This window comes from Aeromonas finlandensis, from assembly GCF_000764645.1.
In the GTDB taxonomy this organism is placed as follows: Bacteria; Pseudomonadota; Gammaproteobacteria; order Enterobacterales; family Aeromonadaceae; genus Aeromonas; species Aeromonas finlandensis.
Genome location: NZ_JRGK01000286.1, coordinates 1 through 24,160 on the forward strand (window position 1 = coordinate 1; position 24,160 = coordinate 24,160).

17 protein-coding genes and 4 tRNA genes are annotated in these 24,160 nt (G+C 58.4%); 4 read left to right on the plus strand and 17 right to left on the minus strand.

Features of this window, described 5'->3' with window-relative positions; translation table 11 throughout:
- Positions 1-324: HD domain-containing protein (locus LD28_RS22595; protein ID WP_156120281.1), on the minus strand; the 324-nt coding region annotated here is incomplete at its 3' end.
- Between the two features lie 280 nt (positions 325-604).
- Positions 605-1,060, minus strand: coding sequence for a hypothetical protein (locus LD28_RS0116905; RefSeq protein ID WP_033138259.1), 456 nt, complete (start codon positions 1,058-1,060; stop codon positions 605-607).
- A 431-nt stretch (positions 1,061-1,491) separates the two neighbouring features.
- On the opposite strand from LD28_RS0116905, the gene LD28_RS0116910 reads away from it, so the two are divergent.
- The gene (locus LD28_RS0116910) at positions 1,492-2,184 is read left to right on the plus strand and encodes a B3/B4 domain-containing protein (protein WP_033138104.1); all 693 of its coding nucleotides are present in this window, start codon (positions 1,492-1,494) and stop codon (positions 2,182-2,184) included.
- Positions 2,185-2,259: 75 nt separating this feature from the next.
- Here the strand turns inward: LD28_RS0116910 and LD28_RS0116915 are convergent, their stop codons facing one another.
- The 6 genes from LD28_RS0116915 to plsY all read right to left on the minus strand — a co-directional run bounded on the left by LD28_RS0116915 (position 2,260) and on the right by plsY (position 4,649).
- Positions 2,260-3,432 (minus strand): CD0519/CD1768 family membrane protein, encoded by a 1,173-nt coding sequence (locus LD28_RS0116915; protein WP_033138105.1) that lies wholly within the window; start codon positions 3,430-3,432, stop codon positions 2,260-2,262.
- Between the two features lie 105 nt (positions 3,433-3,537).
- Positions 3,538-3,613 (minus strand) — tRNA-Asn (locus tag LD28_RS0116920).
- 43 nt (positions 3,614-3,656) lie between these two features.
- A tRNA-Phe gene (locus LD28_RS0116925) sits at positions 3,657-3,732 on the minus strand.
- A gap of 3 nt (positions 3,733-3,735) precedes the next feature.
- Positions 3,736-3,811: transfer RNA gene (locus tag LD28_RS0116930), tRNA-Thr, on the minus strand.
- Positions 3,812-3,863: 52 nt separating this feature from the next.
- Positions 3,864-3,939 (minus strand) — tRNA-Phe (locus LD28_RS0116935).
- Between the two features lie 47 nt (positions 3,940-3,986).
- Positions 3,987-4,649 (minus strand): glycerol-3-phosphate 1-O-acyltransferase PlsY, encoded by a 663-nt coding sequence (gene plsY, locus LD28_RS0116940; RefSeq protein ID WP_033138106.1) that lies wholly within the window; start codon positions 4,647-4,649, stop codon positions 3,987-3,989.
- Positions 4,650-4,806: 157 nt separating this feature from the next.
- On the opposite strand from plsY, the gene folB reads away from it, so the two are divergent.
- Positions 4,807-5,178: a dihydroneopterin aldolase gene (gene folB, locus LD28_RS0116945; RefSeq protein ID WP_033138107.1), complete on the plus strand. Its 372-nt coding sequence runs from the start codon at positions 4,807-4,809 to the stop codon at positions 5,176-5,178.
- A complete protein-coding gene (folK, locus tag LD28_RS0116950; RefSeq protein ID WP_033138108.1) occupies positions 5,178-5,687 on the plus strand; it encodes a 2-amino-4-hydroxy-6-hydroxymethyldihydropteridine diphosphokinase in 510 nt (169 codons plus the stop codon). The genes folB and folK overlap by 1 nt, the downstream gene beginning before the upstream one ends.
- Before the next feature lie 44 nt (positions 5,688-5,731).
- Here the strand turns inward: folK and mdtD are convergent, their stop codons facing one another.
- The 6 genes from mdtD to LD28_RS0116980 all read right to left on the minus strand — a co-directional run bounded on the left by mdtD (position 5,732) and on the right by LD28_RS0116980 (position 17,260).
- Entirely contained in the window at positions 5,732-7,144 is a 1,413-nt protein-coding gene (gene mdtD / locus LD28_RS0116955) for a multidrug transporter subunit MdtD (protein WP_033138109.1), read from the minus strand.
- Positions 7,145-7,212: 68 nt separating this feature from the next.
- Positions 7,213-8,340: a CobW family GTP-binding protein gene (locus LD28_RS0116960; RefSeq protein ID WP_033138110.1), complete on the minus strand. Its 1,128-nt coding sequence runs from the start codon at positions 8,338-8,340 to the stop codon at positions 7,213-7,215.
- 9 nt (positions 8,341-8,349) lie between these two features.
- The gene (locus LD28_RS0116965) at positions 8,350-9,744 is read right to left on the minus strand and encodes a D-arabinono-1,4-lactone oxidase (protein ID WP_033138111.1); all 1,395 of its coding nucleotides are present in this window, start codon (positions 9,742-9,744) and stop codon (positions 8,350-8,352) included.
- 203 nt (positions 9,745-9,947) lie between these two features.
- Positions 9,948-11,510: an EAL domain-containing protein gene (locus LD28_RS0116970; protein WP_033138112.1), complete on the minus strand. Its 1,563-nt coding sequence runs from the start codon at positions 11,508-11,510 to the stop codon at positions 9,948-9,950.
- Positions 11,511-12,171: 661 nt separating this feature from the next.
- On the minus strand, positions 12,172-14,769 hold the full coding sequence (gene acnB, locus LD28_RS0116975) for a bifunctional aconitate hydratase 2/2-methylisocitrate dehydratase (protein WP_033138260.1): 2,598 nt from the start codon (positions 14,767-14,769) through the stop codon (positions 12,172-12,174).
- A gap of 229 nt (positions 14,770-14,998) precedes the next feature.
- Entirely contained in the window at positions 14,999-17,260 is a 2,262-nt protein-coding gene (locus LD28_RS0116980) for a patatin-like phospholipase family protein (RefSeq protein WP_033138261.1), read from the minus strand.
- Positions 17,261-17,494: 234 nt separating this feature from the next.
- Here LD28_RS0116980 and LD28_RS0116985 point away from each other — a divergent pair, with 234 nt between their 5' ends.
- Positions 17,495-19,408, plus strand: a complete 1,914-nt coding sequence (locus tag LD28_RS0116985; RefSeq protein WP_033138113.1) for a methyl-accepting chemotaxis protein — start codon at positions 17,495-17,497, stop codon at positions 19,406-19,408.
- A 75-nt stretch (positions 19,409-19,483) separates the two neighbouring features.
- On the opposite strand, the gene LD28_RS0116990 is transcribed toward LD28_RS0116985, so the two are convergent.
- The 3 genes from LD28_RS0116990 to aceF all read right to left on the minus strand — a co-directional run bounded on the left by LD28_RS0116990 (position 19,484) and on the right by aceF (position 24,052).
- On the minus strand, positions 19,484-20,446 hold the full coding sequence (locus LD28_RS0116990; RefSeq protein ID WP_033138114.1) for a GGDEF domain-containing protein: 963 nt from the start codon (positions 20,444-20,446) through the stop codon (positions 19,484-19,486).
- 127 nt (positions 20,447-20,573) lie between these two features.
- Complete coding sequence (gene lpdA / locus LD28_RS0116995) at positions 20,574-22,001, minus strand: dihydrolipoyl dehydrogenase (protein ID WP_011707561.1); 1,428 nt, start codon at positions 21,999-22,001, stop codon at positions 20,574-20,576.
- A gap of 164 nt (positions 22,002-22,165) precedes the next feature.
- Positions 22,166-24,052 (minus strand): pyruvate dehydrogenase complex dihydrolipoyllysine-residue acetyltransferase, encoded by a 1,887-nt coding sequence (aceF, locus tag LD28_RS0117000; protein ID WP_033138115.1) that lies wholly within the window; start codon positions 24,050-24,052, stop codon positions 22,166-22,168.
- Between the last annotated feature and the right edge of the window lie 108 nt (positions 24,053-24,160).

Sequence of the window (24,160 nt, forward strand, 5' to 3'; positions counted from 1 at the left end):
GCCATGTCCTATATCATGTAAAAGAGCTGCAACTAAAACAAGGTTTTTATCTCTCTCACAAATATCTATATTTATATTTGATAACTGCTTTTCAACATGTGAAATTATTTTTCTCATTACATGGTAAGTACCAATTGAATGTGAAAACCTTGTGTGATCTGCACTAGGAAATATCATGTTGGCAACTGACAACTGTTTGATTCTTCTTAGTCTCTGAAACTCATCAGAATTGATAACGTCAATGATTGATGAGCTAATATAAATGTCGCCGTGAACACTATCCCTAATTATTAAATCATTATTTTCATACCATTTACTAGGCATTAACAACTCCTAATGTTAAAAGCATATGTATTTAAAAAGCCCTTGAACAACTGATCATAAGAACCATCAAAGGTTCCTTATGGCAACCACCATATGATACTGCAAGGTGTACTAATAACAAGGTAGCTATACGAATAAACTTGCTCTTGCTGCTGTTAAAAAATAAACCTAAGCAGTAGTTGAGACCACTTAATGCGTTAGTTGATGATTAATTTCTTGATGCTTTGATAAAAACCTTAACGCAAAAAAGAACTCTGGCTATTAGCTAAAAACTAATGCTTCACACACTAATGTGAAGCAGTTTGCCAACCCCCTCCCCCTTGCTATTGGGCAGGGTCTGTTTAAAGGCGCCGAGCAGCTGATCGAGGTTGAGATCGCTGGTACCGAGGGAATCCTTGAGGGTATTGAGCTCGCTTTGCAGCGCATCGAGGCGGGTACTCTGGGTGCCGTTGGCCAGCTGGTTGCGGGCAGCATCGATGGCGGCAGGGAGGGATTGGCCGCCATTCTCCTGCCCCAGGGTCTGCATCAGCTCCCCCATAAAGTGGTTGATGGCCGCGCGGTTCTGTTCGCTGTCGGCATCCTTGATGCCGAGTCGCTGGAACAGACTCTGGACGGTCGGGGCGAGGTGCTCTTCCTGCACGGCAGGCTGCACGGGCTGGGGTTTACTACTACTGCTGAGCAGTTGACTGCCCAACTTGAGGGCGATCGAGGCAAGGGGAAGCAGGGTACTGATCATGATATCTCTCCGCGACGGCAGCCCTTGATGGTGATGTGAGAAAGTCTGCATAAGCGGGGCCAGAACGATGAAAAAAACGCCAACCATAGCCAACTCATTGAGCCACCGAACGATTTGCATGGCCGCCTCGTGCTTGGGCATGACCACGGCGAGTATCAGGAGGGAGCCGGGCGGCCAGCGGCTGCCGCGGTGGATCGGGGCGGCAAAGGGACATTGCCGGAGCAAACCGGAAGCGACGGGATTCCCTTCCCTCCACGCCCGCCACCCCTCGAGCACGCCATTTTTCATTCATGAAACTTATGACCATTAAGATCATGTAAATTTTCTTATATAGCATGTTCGCGCATGATGGCTCTCAAACCGGATTTGCCGTTGCCGCTATGCTACCCGGCAGCCGCGCTTCCCTTGCCTCTTTCGATTCTGGAGTCGTTATGTCCCTGATTACCCCCCATATCTCCCCCGAAGTCACTCAACTGGCCCCGGGCTTTCGCGCCCTGAGCATCACGGTGCAGGCCGCTGCAGTGGTTGACCCGAACGTGGGGGCGCGCGCCCTTGATGAAGCCAGCAGCGCCATGACGGCCGCCGATGTGCCGTGGGCAGAGGCGCACCTCGCAGCCTGGGGCGAGCTGTTCAGAAAGTTCGGCGCCAAACCGCAGCGGACCCCCTGCTCCGCCGAGGCTCTGAGAAAACGGGTCGCCCGTGACGGCAACCTGCCGGCCATCGATCCCGTGGTCGATCTCTACAATGCCATCAGCATTCGCTACGCCATTCCGGTGGGGGGCGAAAACCTGCTTGCTTATGAAGGGCAACCGCGACTGGTAGTGGCCGATGGCAGCGAGCAGTTCGATACCATGAAGGGGGGCGAGCCCGCCCACGAACCGGTGGAGCCCGGCGAGGTCGTCTGGCGGGATGACAAGGGGGTCACCTGTCGGCGCTGGAACTGGCGGCAGGGTGTGCGAACCCGATTGAGTGTCGATTCGGGCCAGATGTGGTTCATTCTGGAGAGCCTGCCCGAGATGCCGCTGGCAGCGCTGCATGAGGCGGGGGAAAAGCTGGTCGCCGGACTGCGGGAGATGATGCCGGAGGCGGTGATCACGCAGTGCCTGATCGGCGATGTCGAGTAAGCCGAAGGACGAGCCACCTCGTCACCGATAGATACAAAGAGGGGCGCCGCAGCGCCCCTCTCTCTTTCACCCGACTCAGCCCAGCAGCAGATAGAGCTGGTGCGCAGCCACCCCGGCGCACAGGCCGCCGACCGTGTGGGCGACGATGGCGCGGGAGGTGAGGTGGCGATAGCCGAGGGCATCCAGCATGGCAGTGTGGGTGCTCAAGAAACCGCTCCAGCACATCCCCATGGCGGTAAACACCGCGACCTCGTTACCGGTGATCCACCCCTTGGCAATAAAGGGGGGAACCAGCGACATAGCGGCACCGACCGCACCGAGCGAAGTAGCCGGGAAGGCGACCAGCTCAGGCTGCTGGAAGCCAAACAACAGGTCAAACAGCCAGCTCACCTTGGCGGCCAGCACCGGCAGCAGGGCAACCCCCTGAAACGCTTCGCCGGTATACCCCTTGTCGCCCGGGCCGAAGGTGAGCAGCATCACGAAGGTGCTGATGATCAGCACCCCGGGGATCACCGCCATCCCCAGCTCCACGCCGGATTTGCCGCCATCGAGCAGTGAGTTGAGGATCCGCAGCCAGCCGGGAGCGGCCTCTTTGGTCACTCCCACCTTGGGGCCGTTGCCCGCAGGCTGGTCATCGATCAGCACTTCCCCCACCAAGGGGCGGATCATCCGCTGCATCAGTCGGGTAGAGACCACCGAGCCAACCAACGCGCCAAGCAGGCCGATCAGCGCCGCGCTGGCGGTGGATTCGCCGCTCGGCAGTTGCAGGGTGGCCATAAAGGTGACCACGATCAGCCCCATGCCAAAGGCGGTACCGAAGTTGGTGAGCGACACCAGCTGCCAGGGGGTGAAGCCTTTGCGAAAGCGGCTGTCCTTGGCGAGGCTGATCACCGCCGGGTTGTCAGAGAAGAAGGTCATCAGGGCCGCCAGCGCGGTGCGGCCGGGCAGACGAAACACCGGCTTCATCAGCGGCGCCAGCAGCACCTCCAGCAGGCGGATCACCCCGAACTCGCTCAAGAGTTGGCTCAGGGCACCGGAGAGCACAGTGATCCCCATGATAAAGAGCACGGTATTGAGCAGCAGCTGGTGGGCGGTATTGAAGAGGGTGTTGACCATGGCGGAGAGGCCCATCTGGCTGCCGAGGTAACCGAACAGGCTGCCGAGAATAAGCAGCACCAGCACCGGCTCCAGCCAGTCCCGAATGGCGGCAAGTCGCCCCTTTGACTCTATAACTACATGATTTTCCATATCTATCCTGCGGTTCATCTGTGCGTGTGTGGTTGTTTTTATGGTTATAAACGGACTTGCCCCAATAGAAAAAAGCCCTTGTCTTGCGACAAGGGCTTTTTGAATTGGCTCCTCCTACTGGACTTGAACCAGTGACATACGGATTAACAGTCCGCCGTTCTACCGACTGAACTAAGGAGGAATTGTACTTCGGAGACCAGATATCGCTATCTCATCAACCTAATTGGTGCCCAGAGACGGAATCGAACCGCCGACACGGGGATTTTCAATCCCCTGCTCTACCGACTGAGCTATCTGGGCAAATGGTGCCGGCTACCGGAATCGAACTGGTGACCTACTGATTACAAGTCAGTTGCTCTACCTACTGAGCTAAGCCGGCACACTTTAAACCATTGTGCATGAACAAATTTTTTATTTCATGGCACCAAAATTGGTGCCCAGAGACGGAATCGAACCGCCGACACGGGGATTTTCAATCCCCTGCTCTACCGACTGAGCTATCTGGGCGTGGGCGCTATTAAACGGATTTTAAGGCGGATGGTCAACGGGAAATTTCACTTTTTGTCTCGTTCGTCTCTTTTTTGCGCAACATCACTCATTTCTGCCACTTCCTCGGCACAGGCAGCACGTTTTTTCCCCCATAGTCTGGGTTCCTCTCCCTTGAGTAGACGGGAGATGTTCTCGTGATGGCGGATCAGGATAAGGCAGGAGAGCAGCGAGACGGGCAGGGTGTATTCGGGTTTGATCAGGTAGGTAAATAGAGGAGTGAGCAGCACGGTAATGATGGAGGCCAGCGAGGAGTAGCCGCTCACCAGCAGCACAACCAGCCAGGTGCCTATCACAGCCCCCCCCATGGTAAAGCCGAGCGGCATCATGGTCCCCAGTGCCGTGGCGACTCCCTTGCCACCGCGAAAATGAAAGAAGATGGGGTACATATGGCCGAGACAGGCGGCGACCCCGATGAAGCCAAGATAGACGGGTTTGATCTGCAGATACCAGGCGAGATAGACGGGAGCAGTGCCCTTGATCACATCGAGCAGCAGCACCACCAGCGCCGCCATCCGGCCACCGAGGCGCAGCACATTGGTTGCCCCCGGATTGTGGGAGCCATGATCCCGCGGGTCGGGCAGACCGGTACAGCGGGAGACCAGCACAGCACTGGATAGTGAACCACCCAGGTAGGCCAGAATAATCATCAAAATCGTCAGGGCCGTCATCTTGGTCGTTTTTACCACGATATGAATGGGGTATGATGCGGGCCACATACGCTGGCATGGGCCCATGCCCACCCAGAGCGCCTCGGCAAGCCTGTTGCCCGGCCAGCATCCCTGCGCTGTCATCACAGCCCATCAAGAGTAAAGAAGAAGTACAGTCATGGACAAGGTGTTTATTCGCGGACTCGAAGTTTTGACCACCATCGGTGTATATGAGTGGGAGAAGGGCATTCGCCAGAAGCTCCGTTTTGACCTCGAGATGGGGTTCGACAACCGCCCCGCGGCAGCAACCGACGACATCAATCTGGCACTGGATTATGCCGACCTCTCCAACAAGATCTGCGAGCATGTCACCGGCAAGGTGGTCGAACTGGTCGAGACCATGGCCGAGCAGGTCGCCATGCTGGTTCTGACCGACGAGCGGGTGCAGTGGGTCAAGGTGACCCTCACCAAGCCGGGCGCCGTGCCCAATGCCGCCGGGGTCGGCGTCGAGATCCTGCGCCATCGCACGCCAGCCACGAGCAGCAACTGATGACCACCATCTATATCAGCCTGGGTTCCAACATCGCGCGAGATCGCCATATCCGCGCGGGGCTCGATGCCCTGCACGCCGAATTTGGCGAGCTGCGGGTCTCCCGGGTATTCGAGAGCGAAGCTGTCGGCTTCAACGGCCGCCCATTCTACAACCTGGTAGCGGCTGCCGAGACCGACCTGCCGCTGGCCACCGTCTGTCAGCGACTGCGGGCCATGGAGTTCGCCCACGGCCGCGAGCCGGATGCCAAGAAGTTCGCCCCGCGCACCCTGGATCTCGACCTGCTGCTCTATGGCGATCTGGTCTGCGACACCCCGCTGGTACTGCCGCGCGGTGAAGTGCTCACCAACGCCTTCGTGCTGTGGCCACTGGCCGAGCTGGCCCCCAAACTGCGCCACCCCGTCGATGGCCGCACCATGGGCGAGCTGTGGCTGACCTATGACAAGGCCTCCCAGCAGTTGTGCCCCATTCCCTTTCACTGGGAAGCGCGGGAGCTACAACACGACTGATCGAAAAGGGCACCTCGCGGTGCCCTTTTCGTTGATGCCACTTCTTATCCTTTGGCCTGAGCCGAAGTCGTTCCCCCATCGCGCGCCAGCTGGGCGAAGATCAGCGCCGCCAGCATGGAGAGCAGCCCGACACAGAGGTAGGTGAGGTGAAAGCCTCCCAGCCACTGCCCGTTGGCCGCTGACGATCCCGCCGAGAAGAGCCCCAGCAGGCTGGCGGCAATCGCTACCCCCAAACTCATGGAGAGCTGCATCACCACCGAGAGCAGGCCATTGCCGCTACTGGCCAGGGTCGGGCTGAGATCTTGCAGCGTGAGAGTGTTCATGGCGGAGAACTGCAGCGAGTTGATGGCGCCGAAGATCGCCAGCCAGCCCAGCAGCACGCCATAGGGAAGCTGGTTGTCGATAAAGTAGAAGCTGGCGATCATGGCGCCGAGCAACAGGGTGTTGCCGATCAGGATCCGGCGATAGCCCACCCTGGGGATGAGTTTGTTCACCAGCGTCTTGGTCAGCATGGCGCCCAGCACCGTCGGGATCATGGTCATCCCCGCCTTGCTCGGGGAGAAGCCGAGCCCCAGTTGCAGAAAGAGCGGGGTGAGGAACGGCATGGCACCGCTGCCGAGGCGGGCAAACAGGTTGCCCCAGACCCCGATGGCGAAGGTGGCGGTCTTGAACAGATTCAGGCTGAACAGCGGCTGCTCCGCATTGGCGGCATAAAGCCAGTAGCTCGCCATCGCCGCCAGCCCGAAGATCAGCGCAAACAGCGCCCAACCGGTAGAGATGCTGTGCTCCCCCAACCCCTGCAAGCCGACTGACACCAGCACCATGCCAACGCTGAACAGCACGAAACCCTGCCAGTCGAAGCGGGCGGTCTGCTGCCGCAGATCGGGCATGAAGTACCAACTCGCCATAAAGCCGAGCAGCCCCACCGGCAGATTGATGAGAAACACCCAATGCCAGCTCGCCACTTCCACCAGCCAACCACCGAGCGCAGGCCCCATCAGCGGGCCAAGCAGCCCCGGAATGGTGACGAACGACATCACCCGCAGCAGCTCGTGCTTGTCATAGACCCGCAGCACCGCCAGCCGCCCCACCGGCATCAACAAGGCGCCGCCGACCCCCTGCAACACCCGGGCAGCTACCAGCATGGAGAGGGAGTTGGAGGCGGCGCAGGCGAGCGAGCCCAGCGTAAAGAGCGAGATGGCGGCCAGATAGATGCGGCGGGTGCCGAACCTGTCCGCCAGCCAGCCGGAAGCCGGGATCAGCAGCGCCACCGTCAGCATGTAGGCGATGATCACCGACTGCATCTGCAGCGGGCTCTCCCCCAGGGTTTCGGCCATACTGGGCAGGGCGGTGTTGAGGATGGTGCCATCCAGCGCCTGCATAAAGAAACCGACCGCCGCCAGCAGGGGCAGCCACTTGCGCTGGGCCGGGGTCACCCCGAGTGAAACTTCCGCCATAACAGACCACCTCCACTTCAGGAATAAAAAGACCCGCTCTCGTTGTTACGGGCGGGTCATGTCAGACATCAGGCATCCGGCTGGCCAAGCATGGCCTTGAGCTGCTCTTCGATGCTGGGCTCGGGAGCCTTGAGCGTATCAAGAAACAACCGCTCTATCCCCGCCTTGTCCTGAGTTTTCACGATAAACACCAGTCGGGACTGGGCCTTGCCCTCCGGCCACTCACCCAGAGCCTGCAGCGGATAGAGCTGACCGTGGACGCCGTGGATCACCACCGGCTGGCTCTCTCCTTCCAGCTGCAAGATCCCCTTGAGGCGCAGCAGGGCATCGCCGTATTGGGCCTGCACCGCATCGATCGCAGCCAGCAGACGAGAGGGTTTGAGCGGCTCGCCGATGCGCAAAGAGAAACTTTCGATGTTGCCGTGCTCGAAGTGGGTGGGCGCCGCTGTGCCCACCTTGGCGGCGAACGGCTGCATCTTCGGCTGCATCGGTGAAGCCAATCCCTGCTTGGGGGATTCGGTACGCAGCCAGGCCAGCAGCTGGCGTACATCACGCCCAGCCGCTTCGTTGTAGGCACCGAGCTTCTCCAGCACCTTGGGCGAAAGCTCGCCATTGGTCACCAGCTGGAGCGGCGCCGCCGGATTGAGTGCCGCCAGCTGGATTTCGACCCGCTCCAGCTGCTCGCCATCCACCAGATCGCCTTTGCTCACCACCAGCAGATCCGCCAACGCCACCTGTTTCACCGCCTCATACTGGGCCGCCAACTGCTGCTCGATATGACCGGCATCCACCACAGTGACGGTGCCATCGAAGCGGTAGCGCTGGGCGATAAAACCCTCTTCCCTCAACGTGAAGAGCACGGGGGCCGGATCGGCGAGGCCAGTGGTCTCGATAATCAGCCGCTTGAACGGTTTGATCTTGCGCTGGATGGCCTTCATAAACAGCCCCTGCAACGCCTCAACCAGAGAGCCCTGCACCGAGCAGCAGATGCAGCCGGAGTCGAGCAGCATCACCTGCTCATCCACCTGCTGCACCAGATGGTGATCCAGCCCTACCGAGCCGAACTCGTTGATCAGCACCGCACACTCGCCGAGCTCCGGCTGCTTGACCCAGTGGTTGAGCAAGGTGGTCTTGCCGCTACCGAGAAAGCCGGTCAGCAGGGTCACTGGAATACGGGTATCTTGCATATCGGTCATGTCAGATCCTTACCGGTTGGCAAACAGGTCGCTGAGCCAGCGGTTTTCAAAGCGGCCATGGGGGTCGAGTTCACGCTGCAAGGCCACGAAGTCGTTCCAGCGCGGCAGCAGGGCCGGGAAGTCGTAGAGATCCATCGCCAGATGCTTGCCGAAGTGGGGAATGCCGCCGAGCGGCACCAGCAGTTGCTGCAGCTCGCGCATCTGCTCCATGGAGCCGTTGACGAAGGTGCCATCCGCCGCCAGATAGACCAGAAAACCGACCCAGCAGACCGACTGGCCATGGGCGGCGCTGAGCCAAGCCTCGGAAGGACCGGTGCAGCGCAGGATAAAGGGGTAGTGCAGCACACCCGGATTGGCCTGCTGCCACGCTTGCAGGGTCTCCAGCGCCTCGTTCATGCGATGGAGTGGTACTGCTACCTCGCAGTTGATCTGGGGTGCCGGGATCCCCTTGCAGAGGATCTGGTAGACGTTGCCCACCAGATCGGAGGCATCCTTGAAGCGTCGCACCGTCTCGAAGTGCTCCCCCGCCAGCGCCTCATCCTTGGTGTCCTTCGCCATCTTCTGCAAGGTGGCGTCAATGGTGGCATTCATGCGGGCGTCGATATCGCCCTCCAGCAGCAGCGGCTCGCTGCCACCGGCCCGGTAGCGAGCCACCTCGTCATCGGAGGCGGGATCCACCAGCCAGATGTGGCTCTCGCCGGTCCAGGCAAACCACCAGCTCTTCACGAAGCCGTGCTCGCGGTTGAGCCGCTCGTTGTGTTCCAGCAGGAAGGGGTAGTCGGTGGTGAACTTGGTGCAGCGCATGATGCGGTTGGGTACGGTGCGCAGAGTGACGTCGAGCAGGATGCCGAGCATCCCCATCCCCATCACGAAAGCGCCGAAGCGCGGGTCAGTGCGATCGACCCGGACGATGTCGCCACTGGCCAGCATCACCGTCATGGCCTCTACCGCATCGCAGAGGGCAGACTGGTGCAGCCCCTGACCGTGGGTGCCGGTGCTGAGGGCGCCGCCCAGGGTCTGGATACCGATAACGCCGGGGGATGCGGGCAGCATCCGCTCCATGGCGATCAGCTCGGCATAGACGGTATCGAGCGGCGTCCCCGCCTGATAGGTCACGGTATCGGCGGTTTTCGCCAGCTGGCCGCGCAGGTGGTGCAAGTCCACCAGCAGCGCCTGACTGCCCTCGGCATAGACGCTGTGAATGGGTTCAAAAGAGAGGCCGGAGCCGATAAGGCGTAACTTGCGCTCGGGGTGTTCCCGCAGCAGCGCTTGCAGCTCGTCGCGGGTTTTCGGGCGCCACACCTGATCCAGTGCTCCGAGGGGATTGGTTCTCGACCAGTTGAACAGCACCTCCCGATTACCGATCGCCTTGATGCTGTGAAATGCCTGGAACTGAACCGTCATACCGCGCCTCATCTTTTACTGACGTCAAAATGAGCGCCGATTCTACCGAAAAGCGAGCCACAAGGCATGGAAAACAAGCCCCTGCACTCGAGGGGGGATAGCGGGAGCACTCGCTACCGAACTAAAGCCAGTCATCACCAAGCGACACAAAAGCTAATTAGAATCACATATCCACAAACATTGGATTAATAGATCGCTTCTGCTTACAACTGCTGCTTTCGGCCTCCCGGTAACAACTCATCGCAAAATTGACGCAGTGACATGGGGCGAGCAAACAAATAACCCTGCAGATAATCGACCCCTTTGCTTCTGAGATAAGCCGCCTGTGACTCGGTTTCAACACCTTCCGCCACCAGGGCCAATCCCAAACGTGTCGCCAGATCGATAACATTATCCACAATATGTTCCGAAAGTGACTCGGTACCGATCCGGGTGACAAAAGATTTATCAATCTTGAGGTAATCCACATGAAATTGCTGCAGGTAAACCAGGCTGGAGTGGCCAGTACCAAAATCATCAATTGCCAATTTAACCCCCATATCATTCAATTGTCGAAACAGGGAAAGAGTCTGGGTATTTGCCACCAAGAGTTCCCGCTCAGTTAGCTCCAACACCAATACCACTTTACCGGGCGTAAACTGAGCGAGGAATAGGCGACACTCCTCCAACAAGGAAAAGTCGTGACAATGAGCAGCACAGATATTGAAACCGATGTGAAAATTATCTGGTAATAATGACTCTATCCGACTCAATCTTCTCGCCACCCCCCGAATAATATGGTCAGTCATCGGCACTATCAGCCCAGACTCCTCTGCCTGTGGGATAAATAAATCGGGCCTGATCAACCCCTCGGTCGCATGTCGCCAGCGCATCAAAACCTCGACTCCTATCATTCTGTGGTCATCACTGGCAAACAGAGGCTGTAGATAGGGGATAAACTCGTTGGCTTTCAGTGCTCGTCGCAGGTCATCAACCTGCGATGCTGGCCGCCCTAACAATAACCACACCAACTGGGTAAGCAGTAAAGAAAAACCGATGAGCAACAGCAATATCTGATACTCGGCCTTCCAGAACGATAACCAATATTGCGGCATGACATTACCGACATAAATAGTAAAAGGATAATGCGCGGAAGTGAGCTCTAAACTACTTCCAGAATGCAGAGCAGGATGAGTTGGAGAGGAGCGTAGAAAGCGGCCAAACTCATCAATCCAAACAGAACCAACCCGTAGAAACAACTCGCGGGAATTACCACTCAAGGCGAGCATGAAGGCAATTTGACCACCATCAATAGAGCTGAGGGTAGCATTCTTTCCCGAGTCACTGCGCAGCAACAGCAACGCATGGTTCTGTTGCACCTGATTACCATTAATCAGTAACAACTTGCGTTTAATATAAACCGAACTGTCATCCATATTATGGATTTCACCCAATAATGAAGAGCAATATTGCACACCATCGTGTACCAATATTATTCCGCGCAAGAAAGGTTCAAGTGCAGCCTTTTTACGCAGGATAAACAGGTTATCTACACAAGGTTGTTCGACCAGTGGCAATACCTCCCTGTTCGCTCGCTCGGCAACATCCAGCATTGAATCCATCATGTTGACTGCCTTGACGGCTGATGCACGCGAAACCATCTGCAGATGATGCTCGTAGTTAGTGTGTATTACCCACCCTCCAGCTGACAATGACAGGGAAAAAACCAACAAGGCACTGAAAAATCGCAACTTTGTTCTGGAAAGATCCATCCGGAGAAAAAACATAGTACACCTCGCTGCAACTCATCAGGCCTGCTTCAAGTAAGCGCACAGTGGCAAGGACCCACTTCACGTTAGTCGCAATAGAATCCTCATTACTGATAATAGCCAGATAACATAACGCAAAACGTTTATAAAACGCACGCCCAGTGTGATAAATAAATGTATAGCCTCATACAAGGTTCCGATTGGTTCAAATCAATCAACTTTTTTGTCATTGAAACCTGCCTAATACACATCTCTTTTGCCACAAATCATGGCAATTTAATAAATTTCAATCATCTATAGGTAGCTATTTACTTGTCATTACCTAAATCCATATATTGCGAACAAATAGTTATTTTCCAATATCAGCGCCAGTGAAAAATACACGGTTATTCAGATAGCCATAATAATAAGCACCTCCAAATATTTATATATTTGTTCGAATGTCACCACACTATTATCGAATCCCTTTAAATAGTACGAACCAGACCTTCGAGCACAACGAGATCAGGGCCGGAGGGGAGTTGCACTTTGTTATGACCGGCGACAAGAGGGAGGCAATGACCCGACTCTAACCGTCCGTATGAACGAAAGATCCGCATAAATGAAAAATGCCGCGTAGCTACGCGGCATTTTTATTGGCTGATACAGAGCCCCTGAAGGGGTCCTGTCATCCATTCACTCAGACGGCTTGCTGCAGGATCACCACATCGGCCTTCTTGGTGTAGGAGGCGATCTCGTTGAAGTTGAGGTAGCGGTAAGTATCTGCCGCCGTGGCATCGAGCGCCTTGGCGTATTGCAGGTACTCCGCCACGGTCGGGATCTTGCCGAGGATGGCGGCAACGGCTGCCAGCTCCGCAGAGGCCAGATAGACGTTGGCACCTTTACCCAGACGGTTCGGGAAGTTACGGGTGGAGGTAGAGACCACTGAGGCCCCTTCCGCTACCCGCGCCTGGTTGCCCATGCACAGGGAACAGCCCGGGATCTCGATGCGGGCACCGACCCGGCCGAAGATGCCGTAGTAGCCCTCTTCGGTCAGCTGATCCTTGTCCATCTTGGTGGGGGGCGCGATCCACATGCGGGTCGGCAGCTCGCCCTGATACTTCTCGAGCAGCTTGCCGGCGGCGCGGAAGTGGCCGATGTTGGTCATGCAGGAACCGATGAACACCTCGTCGATCTTGTCGCCAGCCACGTCGCTCAGCAGACGGGCATCGTCCGGATCGTTCGGCGCACAGAGGATCGGCTCCTTGATGGTGGCCAGATCGATCTCGATGATTTCGGCGTACTCGGCATCCTTGTCCGCTTCCAGCAGGGTCGGGTTGGCCAGCCACTCTTCCATCCCCTTGATACGGCGGGTAATGGTGCGCACGTCGCCATAGCCTTCAGAGAGCATCCATTTGAGCATCACGATGTTGGACTTCAGATACTCGATGATCGGCTCTTTATCCAGTTTGATGGTGCAACCGGCGGCGGAACGCTCGGCGCTGGCGTCAGCCAGTTCGAATGCTTGTTCCACTTTGAGGGTCGGCAGACCTTCGATCTCGAGGATGCGGCCGGAGAAGATGTTCTTCTTGCCCGCTTTCTCGACGGTCAGCAGCCCTTTCTGGATGGCGGCGTAGGGGATGGCATGAACCAGATCACGCAGGGTGATGCCCGGTTGCAGCTCGCCCTTGAAGCGCACCAGCACGGATTCCGGCATATCCAGCGGCATCACGCCGGTGGCAGCGGCGAAAGCTACCAGACCGGAGCCCGCCGGGAAGGAGATGCCGATGGGGAAACGGGTGTGGGAGTCACCACCGGTACCCACGGTATCCGGCAGCAGCATGCGGTTCAGCCAGGAGTGGATGACGCCGTCACCCGGACGCAAGCTCACACCGCCGCGGTTCATGATGAAGTCCGGCAGGGTGTGGTGAGTCTGCACGTCGATGGGCTTGGGATAGGCCGCGGTGTGGCAGAAGGACTGCATGGTCAGATCGGCGGAGAAGCCGAGGCAGGCCAGATCTTTGAGCTCGTCGCGGGTCATCGGGCCCGTGGTGTCCTGAGAGCCGACCGTGGTCATCTTGGGCTCGCAGTAAGTACCCGGGCGAATGCCCTTCACGCCGCACGCCTTGCCCACCATCTTCTGGGCCAGGGTGAAGCCTTTACCTGTATCGGCCACCGGCTGCGGGCGACGGAATACGGTGGAGAACGGCAGACCCAGCGCTTCGCGGGCCTTGTCGGTCAGGCCGCGACCGATGATCAGCGGAATACGGCCACCGGCGCGCACTTCGTCGATCAGCACGTCGGTTTTCAGTTCAAACTGCGCCAGCACCTGCTCGGTACCGTGCTTGCAGATCTTGCCAGCAAACGGGTAGATGTCGATCACATCGCCCATTTCCAGCTTGGAGACGTCCACTTCGATGGGCAGCGCGCCAGCATCTTCCATGGTGTTGAAGAAGATCGGGGCAATCTTGCCACCCAGACAGACACCGCCAGCGCGCTTGTTCGGCACGAACGGAATGTCGTCGCCCATAAACCAGAGCACCGAGTTAGTGGCGGATTTACGGGAAGAACCGGTACCGACCACGTCACCCACATAGGCCAACGGGAAGCCTTTCTCTTTCAGGGCATCGATGGTCTTGATGGGGCCGACGGCGCCATCCTTGTCGGGGGTGATGCCGGGACGGGCGTTTTTCAGCATCGCCAGGGCGTGCAGCGGAATGTCCGGGCGGGACCAGGCGTCCGGTGCCGGAGAGAGGTCGTCGGTGTTGGTTTCGCCAGTCACCTTGAACACGGTGACGGTGATCTTCTCGGCCAGTTCCGGGCGGGAGAGGAACCACTCGGCATCGGCCCAGGATTGCATCACCTGTTTGGCGTGGCCATTGCCCGCCTTGGCCTTCTCTTCCACGTCGTGGAAGGAGTCAAACATCAGCAGGGTGTGGGAGAGCCCCTTGGCGGCAAGTGGCGCCAGGGTCGCATGATCCAGCAGATCGATCAGCGGTTGAATGTTGTAACCACCCTGCATGGTGCCCAGCAGCTCAACAGCTTCGGCGGCAGTCAGGATGGGAGAGTGGGCGTCGCCCTTGGCGACAGCAGTGAGGAAACCGGCTTTGACATAGGCCGCTTCATCAACACCGGGGGGAATACGGGAGGACAACAGCTCTTTCAGAAAGTCTTGTTCGCCAGCGGGCGGGTTCTTGAGCAGTTCAACCAGGGCGGCGACCTGCTCTGCATCCAGAGGTTTGGCAACCACGCCCTCGGCGGCACGTTCTGCGACGTGTTTACGGTATGTTTCAAGCACGACTAATTCCTCTTTGGTCTTTTTTTGGGGTTCGCCCACGCTCGCGGCGATCGTCCTTGCGGGACACCCCGTAGGGTGCCCCCCACTATATAAGTTTTAACGACTAATTAAAATCCAAACCCTGTTTACTTATTCACCACAAAATCGTAACCAATTAAACAGGCTGGTATTTTTTGAAAATTTATTGGCCGACCACAACCAGAGTTAACAAATTGGCATCATTTCGGCATTATTCGAACGTACTGCCCAATTGCAGATAGAAGACGTCATTGCCCCCCTCCGCCATGCCGTAGCCAAGGAACACCGGGCCGAGGAAGCTCTCCACCCCGACATAGACGGATCCGGCGGTAAACGAGCTCTCCAGACTGATATCCTCACCCTTGTTCCAGACCCCGCCCTGCTCGATAGATCCCCCCAGATAGAGCGGCATCTTGAGGGCGCCGAAGTCGTTGTCCGCCACCCGATAGATGTAGCGCAGCCCACCAAACAGGCTGTAGCGACCGCTCAGCTGATAGCGCTGGAAGCCGGAGAGACGGAACAGCCCCCCCAGATCCTGAATATGCAGCGGCACCACCTCTTCACTGCCAGAGCCCCCCCCTTCCAGCATCAGGTTGAGACTGTGCCTGTCCCAGGACCAGGGCTTGATCATGGAGAGGTGATAATTCCAGCCTTCACTGCGGCCATCTGCCGACTCGAGTCCATCCACACTGACGTGGGAGTGGCCCAGTTTCATGTCCCATTTCACCCCCTGATAGGGGAAATAGCGGCTATCCAGATTGTCGTGTTCAAAGCGGGCATAGGGGCCCCACGCCGTGGCATCCATTTCGAGCCCCTTGACGTTCTTCACATCAATCGTGCCCAGTTGTCCCTCCAGCCCCATCGACAGCCGGCTCCAGGGCTGGCGGTTCCAGCCCACCGCCAAATCGGCACTGAAGAAGGAGTATTCGGAGTCGAGATAGCTTATCGCGACCGTCTCGGGATCCGGATTGGGGAAAAACAGGCGGCGCAGGGTCTGGTCATAGGCCAGACTCGCCTCGCCATAGAAGGTCTGGGAGGGTTCGAGCGGCGTATAGAAGTCGGTCTTGATATGTTTGGCGGTCCCCAGCGACGCCTCGGTCAGCCACTCGGCGCCCCAGTCATTGACGTTGGTGAGGGTGTAGGACATGCCGACGTTGTAGTTGGAGGTGTTCTCGAAGTCGTCGGTGAAGCCGAACTGGAAGTTGAGATAACCCGGCCCCCAGTTCTTCTCGCTGGCATCCACCACCAGCACGTTCTCCCCATCCCGCTCCTCCACCTCATAGGTGATGCGGTCAAAGGACTCAAGGGCATAGAGGCGACGAATCCCCGCCTCCAGACTCTCGTTGGTCTGTACCTTGTCCGGCCGCACTTTGAGCATGGCGCGTACCGTCTCGTCGGAGAGGCGCGACTTGTTGATGATCTCCACCTTGTCGATGAAGTAAGCGGGCTGACCGCTGCGCTCGGCGCGGCGACTCAGCTTCTGGTTGCGATAGGCGTTGTACTGCTCCTTGGTGAGCGACAACCGATCGAGTTGCAGCGACGCCTTGTCGGCTGCCGCCTCACCGATCTTGATCCCCTCTGGCATGCGGGCAAAGTCGGCGATCCCCATGCCACCAAACTCGGGCACCAGCAGAATATCCTTGGGCCCCATCAGCGCCTTCTGCTTGTCGGTGCCCACCTGGGTCATGTAGGTGGTGAGCTGGTCGACCATGGCCAACCCTGATTTGAGGGACTCCCGGGTACGCAGCTTGGCACCGATATCCACCGCGATCACCACGTCGGCCCCCATCGCCTTGGCGACATCCACCGGCATGTTGTTGACGCTGCCGCCGTCCGCCAGGATGTGGCCCTCCCACTCCACCGGCTTGAGCGCGCCGGGGATGGACATGGAGGCCTGCATCGCCTTGGCGAGGCTACCGTGATCCAGCACGAAGGGGGTGACTGTCTCCATGTCAGTCGCCATGGCGCGGTAGGGAATGGGGAGATCGTCGAAACTCTGCTGTACCGGCAGGTTGGAGGTGGCCCCCCGCAACAGGCTGGCCATGGATTGGCCCTGGAAGAACCCGTCCGGCAGCTGGGTGGTGTCACCATTCACCCCGATGTCGGTGCGCAGCTGATACTGCTCGTTCTGCTGCTTCTTGCGCAGGGAGAGCTCATCACGGCCAACCTTGTCCTGATACCCCTTGTTCCAGTCGATGGCCAGGGTGGTGCGCTCCACCTCCTCGGCACTGAGCCCCATGGCGTACATCCCCGCCACATAGGAGCCCATGCTGGTGCCGACGATGATGTCGACTGGTATCCGCTTCTGTTCCAGTACCTTGAGGATGCCGATATGGGCCGACCCCTTGGCACCGCCACCGCTGAGTACCACCGCAATTTTCGGTCGCTCCCCTTGTGTCGCCATGACCAACATCGGACAAGCCGCCAGGATCACCAAAAGCAGACGGGTCCATCCCGCACCAAAGCTGCGTATCATATTTTCCATATTATTCAGGGGGTCAGTCACCAAGGATGGCCTCTACTATAAGGGGCCGGGCAGTTAGCGCAACCGTCAATCCGCATCCAAAATGGCCAGCACGCAGGAAGGGCGAGCCGTCGCCTGAGTGAGCGCAAACACAATCTGCAAATAAAGGCCCACCTGCCACATAGGCGGGGCTGTGCGACCGCTAATATAAGAATCGTCAATCCTCAACTTTTTGAGAACCTTATGCTGGCAACCCTCACTCTCAAACAGAAAATACTGGCTACGGTCACCCTGGCCGTGGTCGTCTCCTGCCTGCTGGTGGGCTACTTCAGTCAACGCTCGGCCCAGCAGTTGATCGAAAAACGAATGTTCGAGCAGGAGCTGCCCAACCTGACCCAGCGGATCAGCAAGGAGATTGAACAAGATCTCCACAGCATCGCTCAGGCGGCTCAGCAACTGGCCACCGACCGTTTCATCCTCGACTGGGTGGATCGGGGCATGCCCAAGGAGCAGGAGCCCATCCTCATCAACCAGCTCAAGGATGTAGCCAACCAGTATGGTCTGGTGACGGCCTCCTTCGCTGATCGTCAGACCGCCGCCTACTACAACCAGGACGGCTTTCTACGTAACATGACGCCCGCGCGGGATGCCTGGTTTTTTGACTACACCCAGGGGCAGAAGGCGATGGCCATCCGCACCTACCGCGAAAAGAGCAACGGAGAGATGAAGCTGTACGTCAACTTCCAGCAGCTCAATGGCCGTGGTATGGCTGGCTTTGCCAAATCCCTCGACACCATGGTGACCATGATCTCCAACTTCCGGCTGGAACAGAGCGGGATCGTCTTTATGATCGATGGCAGCGGCCAGGTGAAGCTGCACCCCGAGGCCAACCGCATCGAGCGTGACACCCTTGGCAGCATTGCCAGCGGTGATACCGGCAGCCTGCTGGCCAAGCGTCCCTTTGCCGTCATCAACGCCGAAGTGAACGGCGAGCCCATGGTACTGGCCAGCAGCTATATCCCGCTGCTCGACTGGTATCTGGTAGCCCAGGTGCCGGAAGCCGAGATCTATGCCGAGCTGGATCAGACCCGCAACGATATCCTGATGATCTCGCTGGTGATTGCGCTGGCCATGGGGCTGATGGGGATGCTGCTGGCAGGCTCGGTCAGTCGTCCGCTCAACGAGCTGGCCCGCCTGTTCAAGGAGCTGGGCAGCGGCGATGGGGATCTCACCCAGCGTCTCAAGGTGGAAGGTCGTGACGAACTGAGTCAGGTAGCCACCGGCTTCAACAACTTCGTCGCCAAGATCCATGCCTCCATCGAGCAGGTGGCCGAGAACTCCCGCCAGCTCGCCAACACCGCCAACGAGGTGGCCAACAAGGCGCAGCTGACCCAGCACAACTGTACCGCCCAGCGCGACCGCACCGTGCAGGTGGCCACCGCTATCCACGAGATGGGGGCGACGGTGAGCGAGATTGCCGGTAATGCCTCGCAAGCAGCAGACGTTGCCAAACAGGCCAACGATCAGGCCGATGCGGGAGCTGTGGTGGTGGCGCAGGCGCGCCTCGGCATCGTCGGACTCTCCGGCGAGATTGAGCAGGTGTCAGGGGTTATCGAGTCACTGGCGAGCCAAACCGACTCCATCGGCAGCATCCTCGACACCATCCGCAGCATCTCGGAGCAGACCAACCTGCTGGCACTGAACGCCGCTATCGAGGCCGCTCGCGCCGGTGAACAGGGTCGCGGTTTCGCAGTCGTGGCTGACGAGGTGCGCAATCTGGCCAACCGCTCTGCCGCCTCGACCGCCGAGATCCAGGGGATGATCAACCGCTTGCAGGAGCAGAGTGCCCGCGCCGTCAGCGCCATGGCGCAAGGCCGTAACCAGAGTCTGGAGGCCGTGGCACAGGCCGATGAAGCCAACGCCGCCCTCGGCCATATCACCGCCCACATCACCCAGATTAACGACATGAACATCCAAGTCGCCACCGCCACCGAGGAGCAGTCCAGCGTGGTGGGCGAGATCAACCGCAACGTGGAGGATATCAACCAGCTCACCATGGAGACCGCCGATATCGCCCACCAGCTGACCGAGTCGAGCCGCAGCCTGCAGCAGCTCTCCGGCCAGCTGGACAAGCTGGTTGGCAACTTCCGGCTATGACCCGCACCTTGATCTGAGCCATCAACAACAGAGAGCGCCGTGGCGCTCTCTGTTGTTTCTCTTACCGCATAGCCGTCAGCGCTTGGCATCCCGCTTGCGCTGATACATCAGTTCATCCGCACGGGTGAGCAGCTCAGTCAGCGAAACACTGCCGAGCCCGTCATAGCTGACAATCCCGGCACAGCAGGCCAACGCATAACCGCAACCACTGCGCTGATTGTGCTCGGCCAACATGGCATTGAAACGCTCATAGGCCAGTTGCGCCTGCGCCTCCACCACATTGGGCAGCAGGACGGCGAACTCATCGCCGCCGATGCGGGCAAACACGTCTGCGCCGCGAAAAGCCTGCTTGAGCAGCGTGGCAAAGGCAATCAGGGCCCGATCCCCTTCCGCGTGCCCCCATCGATCATTGATCCCCTTGAAGCCATTGAGATCCAGATAGAGCAACGCCAGTGGCATCTGCAGGCGACTGGCCAGCGAGAGACTCTTCTCTGCCAGCATCACGAACCCGCGCCGATTGGAGATCCGGGTCAACTCATCAATGGTGGCCAGCTGCACCGCTTCGAGCTCCCGCACCACCATCGCCGCCAAATCCTTGAGCAGACCCACATCCTCGTCGTTCAATTCCCGCGGCACCGTATCGATGATACAGAGCGTACCCAGCTTGCAACCGTTGGCGATCTGCAGTGGCTGTCCGGCATAGAAACGGATGCCGGGCCCGCCCACCACCAGCGGATTGTCGGCAAAGCGGGGATCCTGCGAAGCATCCGGCACGATGAAGGTCTCATTACCCATGATCGCGTGGCCGCAGAATGAGATATCCCGCGCGGTCTCACTGACCTCCAATCCGATACAGGATTTGAACCACTGGCGATCTTCATCCACCAGACTCACCAGCGCGATAGGGACATTGAACACTCGCCGGGCCATGCGGGTCAGCCGGTCAAACCGCTCCTCGGCCTCGGAATCAAGCAAAGAGAGCCGCCGCAGGGTGTCCAGTCGCAATGCCTCATCGGGTGGAATGGGTGCCTCTAGCATGGGTTCTCTCTCATTAGCGCCAAAACCTACCTTTAGCATATGTGGCCTGAGAAAAGTCAAAGCGGTGCGGAGAAAAACAAAAAGCCGCTCGATTGAGCGGCTTTTTCAGGCTAGCGGGGGAAGAAAATTACTTTTTCTTCTTGGCCTTGGCGTTCGGCAGGTCGGTGATGGAGCCTTCGAACACTTCGGCAGCCAGACCCACAGACTCGTGCAGAGTCGGGTGAGCATGGATGGTCAGCGCGATATCTTCGGCGTCCGCACCCATCTCGATGGCCAGACCGATTTCACCCAGCAGTTCACCACCGTTGGTACCGACGATGGCACCACCGATGACGCGGCCGCTCTCCTTGTCGAAGATCAGCTTGGTCATGCCGTCGGAGCAATCAGAGGCAATGGCGCGACCGGAAGCAGCCCACGGGAAGGTGGCGACTTCGAAGTTCAGACCTTGTTGCTTGGCCTCTTTCTCGGTCAGACCCACCCACGCCATCTCTGGCTCGGTGTAGGCGATGGACGGGATCACTTTCGGGTCGAAGTAGTGCTTCTTGCCAGCAATGACTTCGGCGGCAACGTGACCTTCGTGAACACCTTTGTGGGCCAGCATCGGCTGACCAACGATGTCACCGATGGCGTGGATGTGAGCCACGTTGGTACGCAACTGCTTGTCCACCTCGATGAAACCGCGCTCGGTCACGGCAACGCCAGCCTTCTCGGCATCCAGCATCTTGCCGTTCGGCACACGGCCGACGGCAACCAGCACGTTGTCGTAACGGACCGGCTCGGCCGGAGCGTGCTTGCCTTCGTAGGAGACGTACAGGCCATCTTCACGAGCTTCAACTGCGGTGACCTTGGTCTCCAGCATGATGTTGAACTTCTTGGCGACACGCTTGGTGTAGATCTTGACGATGTCTTTGTCGGCAGCCGGAACCAGCTGGTCGGCAAATTCCACCACGTCGATCTCGGAACCCAGAGAGGAGTAAACGGTACCCATCTCCAGACCGATGATACCGCCACCGATAACCAGCAGTTTGCCGGGAACGGTTGTCAGCTCCAGCGCATCGGTAGAGTCCCATACGCGCGGGTCATCGTGGGGGATGAATGGCAGCTTCACCGGACGGGAACCGGCAGCGATGATGGCGTTGTCGAAGGTAACGGTGGTCTTGCCGTCTTCGCCGGTCACTTCGAGGGTATTCGGGCCGGTAAATTTACCAAAGCCGTTAACAACCTGCACTTTACGCATCTTGGCCATGCCAGCCAGACCGCCGGTCAGCTGGTTGATAACCTTCTCTTTCCACAGACGGATCTTGTCGATGTCAGTCTGCGGCGCACCGAAGACGATGCCGTGCTCGGCCAGCGCCTTGGCTTCTTCAATCACTTTGGCTACGTGCAGCAGCGCCTTGGAGGGGATGCAGCCCACGTTCAGGCAGACGCCACCCAGGGTGGAGTAACGCTCGACGATAATAGTATCCAGACCCAGATCAGCCGCACGGAAAGCAGCGGAATAACCGGCAGGGCCAGCACCCAGTACTACAACCTGAGTTTTGATTTCTTTACTCATCATGACCTCTTTGTCGTTCTTATATCCCCGGACAGCGCAGTCTTAAGCCTTCTTTTTGTTACAAAACAAGAGGCCGCTGCAGCCGTGAAAAAAACGGGGCAAGTTTACGATCATGTTAATGAAATGAGAAGTAAAAAGGGCAGGCTCTGGGCCCGCCCTCTCACTTACAGGACCAGTCGACGAATGTCGGACAGTACGCCATTCATGGTGGTGATGAAGCGAGCGCCATCAGCACCATCGATCACGCGGTGGTCGTAGCTCAGAGCCAGCGGCAGCATCAGGCGCGGCGCGAACTCTTTGCCGTTCCACTTCGGCTTCATCTCAGACTTGGAGACACCGAGGATGGCCACTTCCGGCGCGTTGACGATCGGGGTAAAGCTGGTACCGCCGATGCCACCCAGGCTGGAGATGGTGAAGCAACCGCCCTGCATGTCGGCAGCGGTCAGCTTGCCGGCACGGGCCTTCTTGGAGATCTCTGCCAGATCGCGAGACAGCTCCATGATGCCCTTCTTGTTAACATCACGCACCACGGGCACAACCAGACCGTTGGGGGTATCCACCGCCACACCGATGTGGATGTACTTCTTCATGATCAGCTTGCTGCCATCTTCGGACAGAGAGCTGCAGAAGCGCGGGTGAGCTTCCAGCGCCTTGGCGGCGGCTTTCAGGATGAACACCAGCGGGGTGATCTTCACGTCCGACTTCTGCTTCTCGAGCATCGCGTTCTGCTCTTTGCGGAACGCTTCCAGCTCGGTGGTATCGGCTTCGTCGAACTGGGTGACATGAGGGATCATGACCCAGTTGCGGTGCAGGTTCGGACCGGAGATCTTCTGGATGCGGGTCAGATCGACCTCTTCCACATCACCGAACTTGCTGAAATCGACCTTCGGCCACGGCAGCACACTCATGCCGTTGCCAGTACCGGTGCCAGCAGCCGGAGCAGACTCGGCGCGCTTGATGGCATCCTTCACGTAGGCTTGCACGTCTTCTTTGACGATGCGGCCCTTGCGACCGGAGGCTTTTACCTTGGCCAGGTTGACGCCGAACTCGCGCGCCAGACGGCGTACTGCCGGGGAAGCATGCACGTAAGCATCGTTGGCAACGAAATCGGTCGCAGCGGCAGCAGCCTGAGCAACCGGTGCCGGAGCAGCAGCAACGGGGGCTGCAGCGACCGGAGCGGCAACTTGAGCAACCGGTGCGGCAGCAGGGGCAGCGCCAGCCACTTCGAATACCATGATCAGGGAACCGGTGGAGACCTTGTCACCCGCCTTCACCTTGATCTCTTTGACCACACCGGCGAACGGTGCTGGCACTTCCATGGAGGCCTTGTCACCTTCCACGGCGATCAGGGACTGGTCGGCTTCAACCTTGTCACCCACGGCAACCATGATCTCGGTGACTTCCACTTCGTCGCCACCGATGTCCGGTACGTTGACCTCTTTGGCAGCAGCGGCAACCGGGGCAGCAGCCACGGGCGCAGCGGCCTGGGCCGGAGCAGCAACGGCAGCTGGCGCAGCGCCAGCCACTTCAAAGACCATCACCAGAGAGCCGGTAGAGACCTTGGCGCCAGCGGCAACCTTGATTTCGACCACGCGGCCTGCGAACGGTGCCGGGACTTCCATGGAGGCCTTGTCACCTTCCACGGCGATGATGGACTGGTCAGCTTCAACCATGTCGCCCACGGCGACCATGATTTCAGTCACGTCCACTTCGTCGTCACCGATGTCCGGTACGTGCACATCTTTGCGCACGGCAGCGGCAGGTGCGGCGGCCGGAGCAGCAGCAACCGGTGCAGCCACTTCAGCAGGGGCGGTAGCGCCTTGCGCTTCAAAAATCATGATCTGGGAACCGGTGGCAACCTTGTCACCCACCTTGATCAGGATCTCTTTGACGATACCGGCAGACGGCGCCGGTACTTCCATGGAGGCCTTGTCGCCTTCTACCGCGATGATGGACTGGTCCAGCTCGACCTTGTCACCCACGGCCACCATGATCTCGGTGACTTCAACTTCATCGGCGCCGATATCCGGCACCATAATCTGTTTGGACATTGTGCTTTATCCTCTTGCGTGCATCCGCGTGACTGACTGCTGTCACGCGTCTCTCGCGTTAACCTTTGCAAGGTCGTGCCGGGCAGCGAGTCCCGGCACGACACTTGA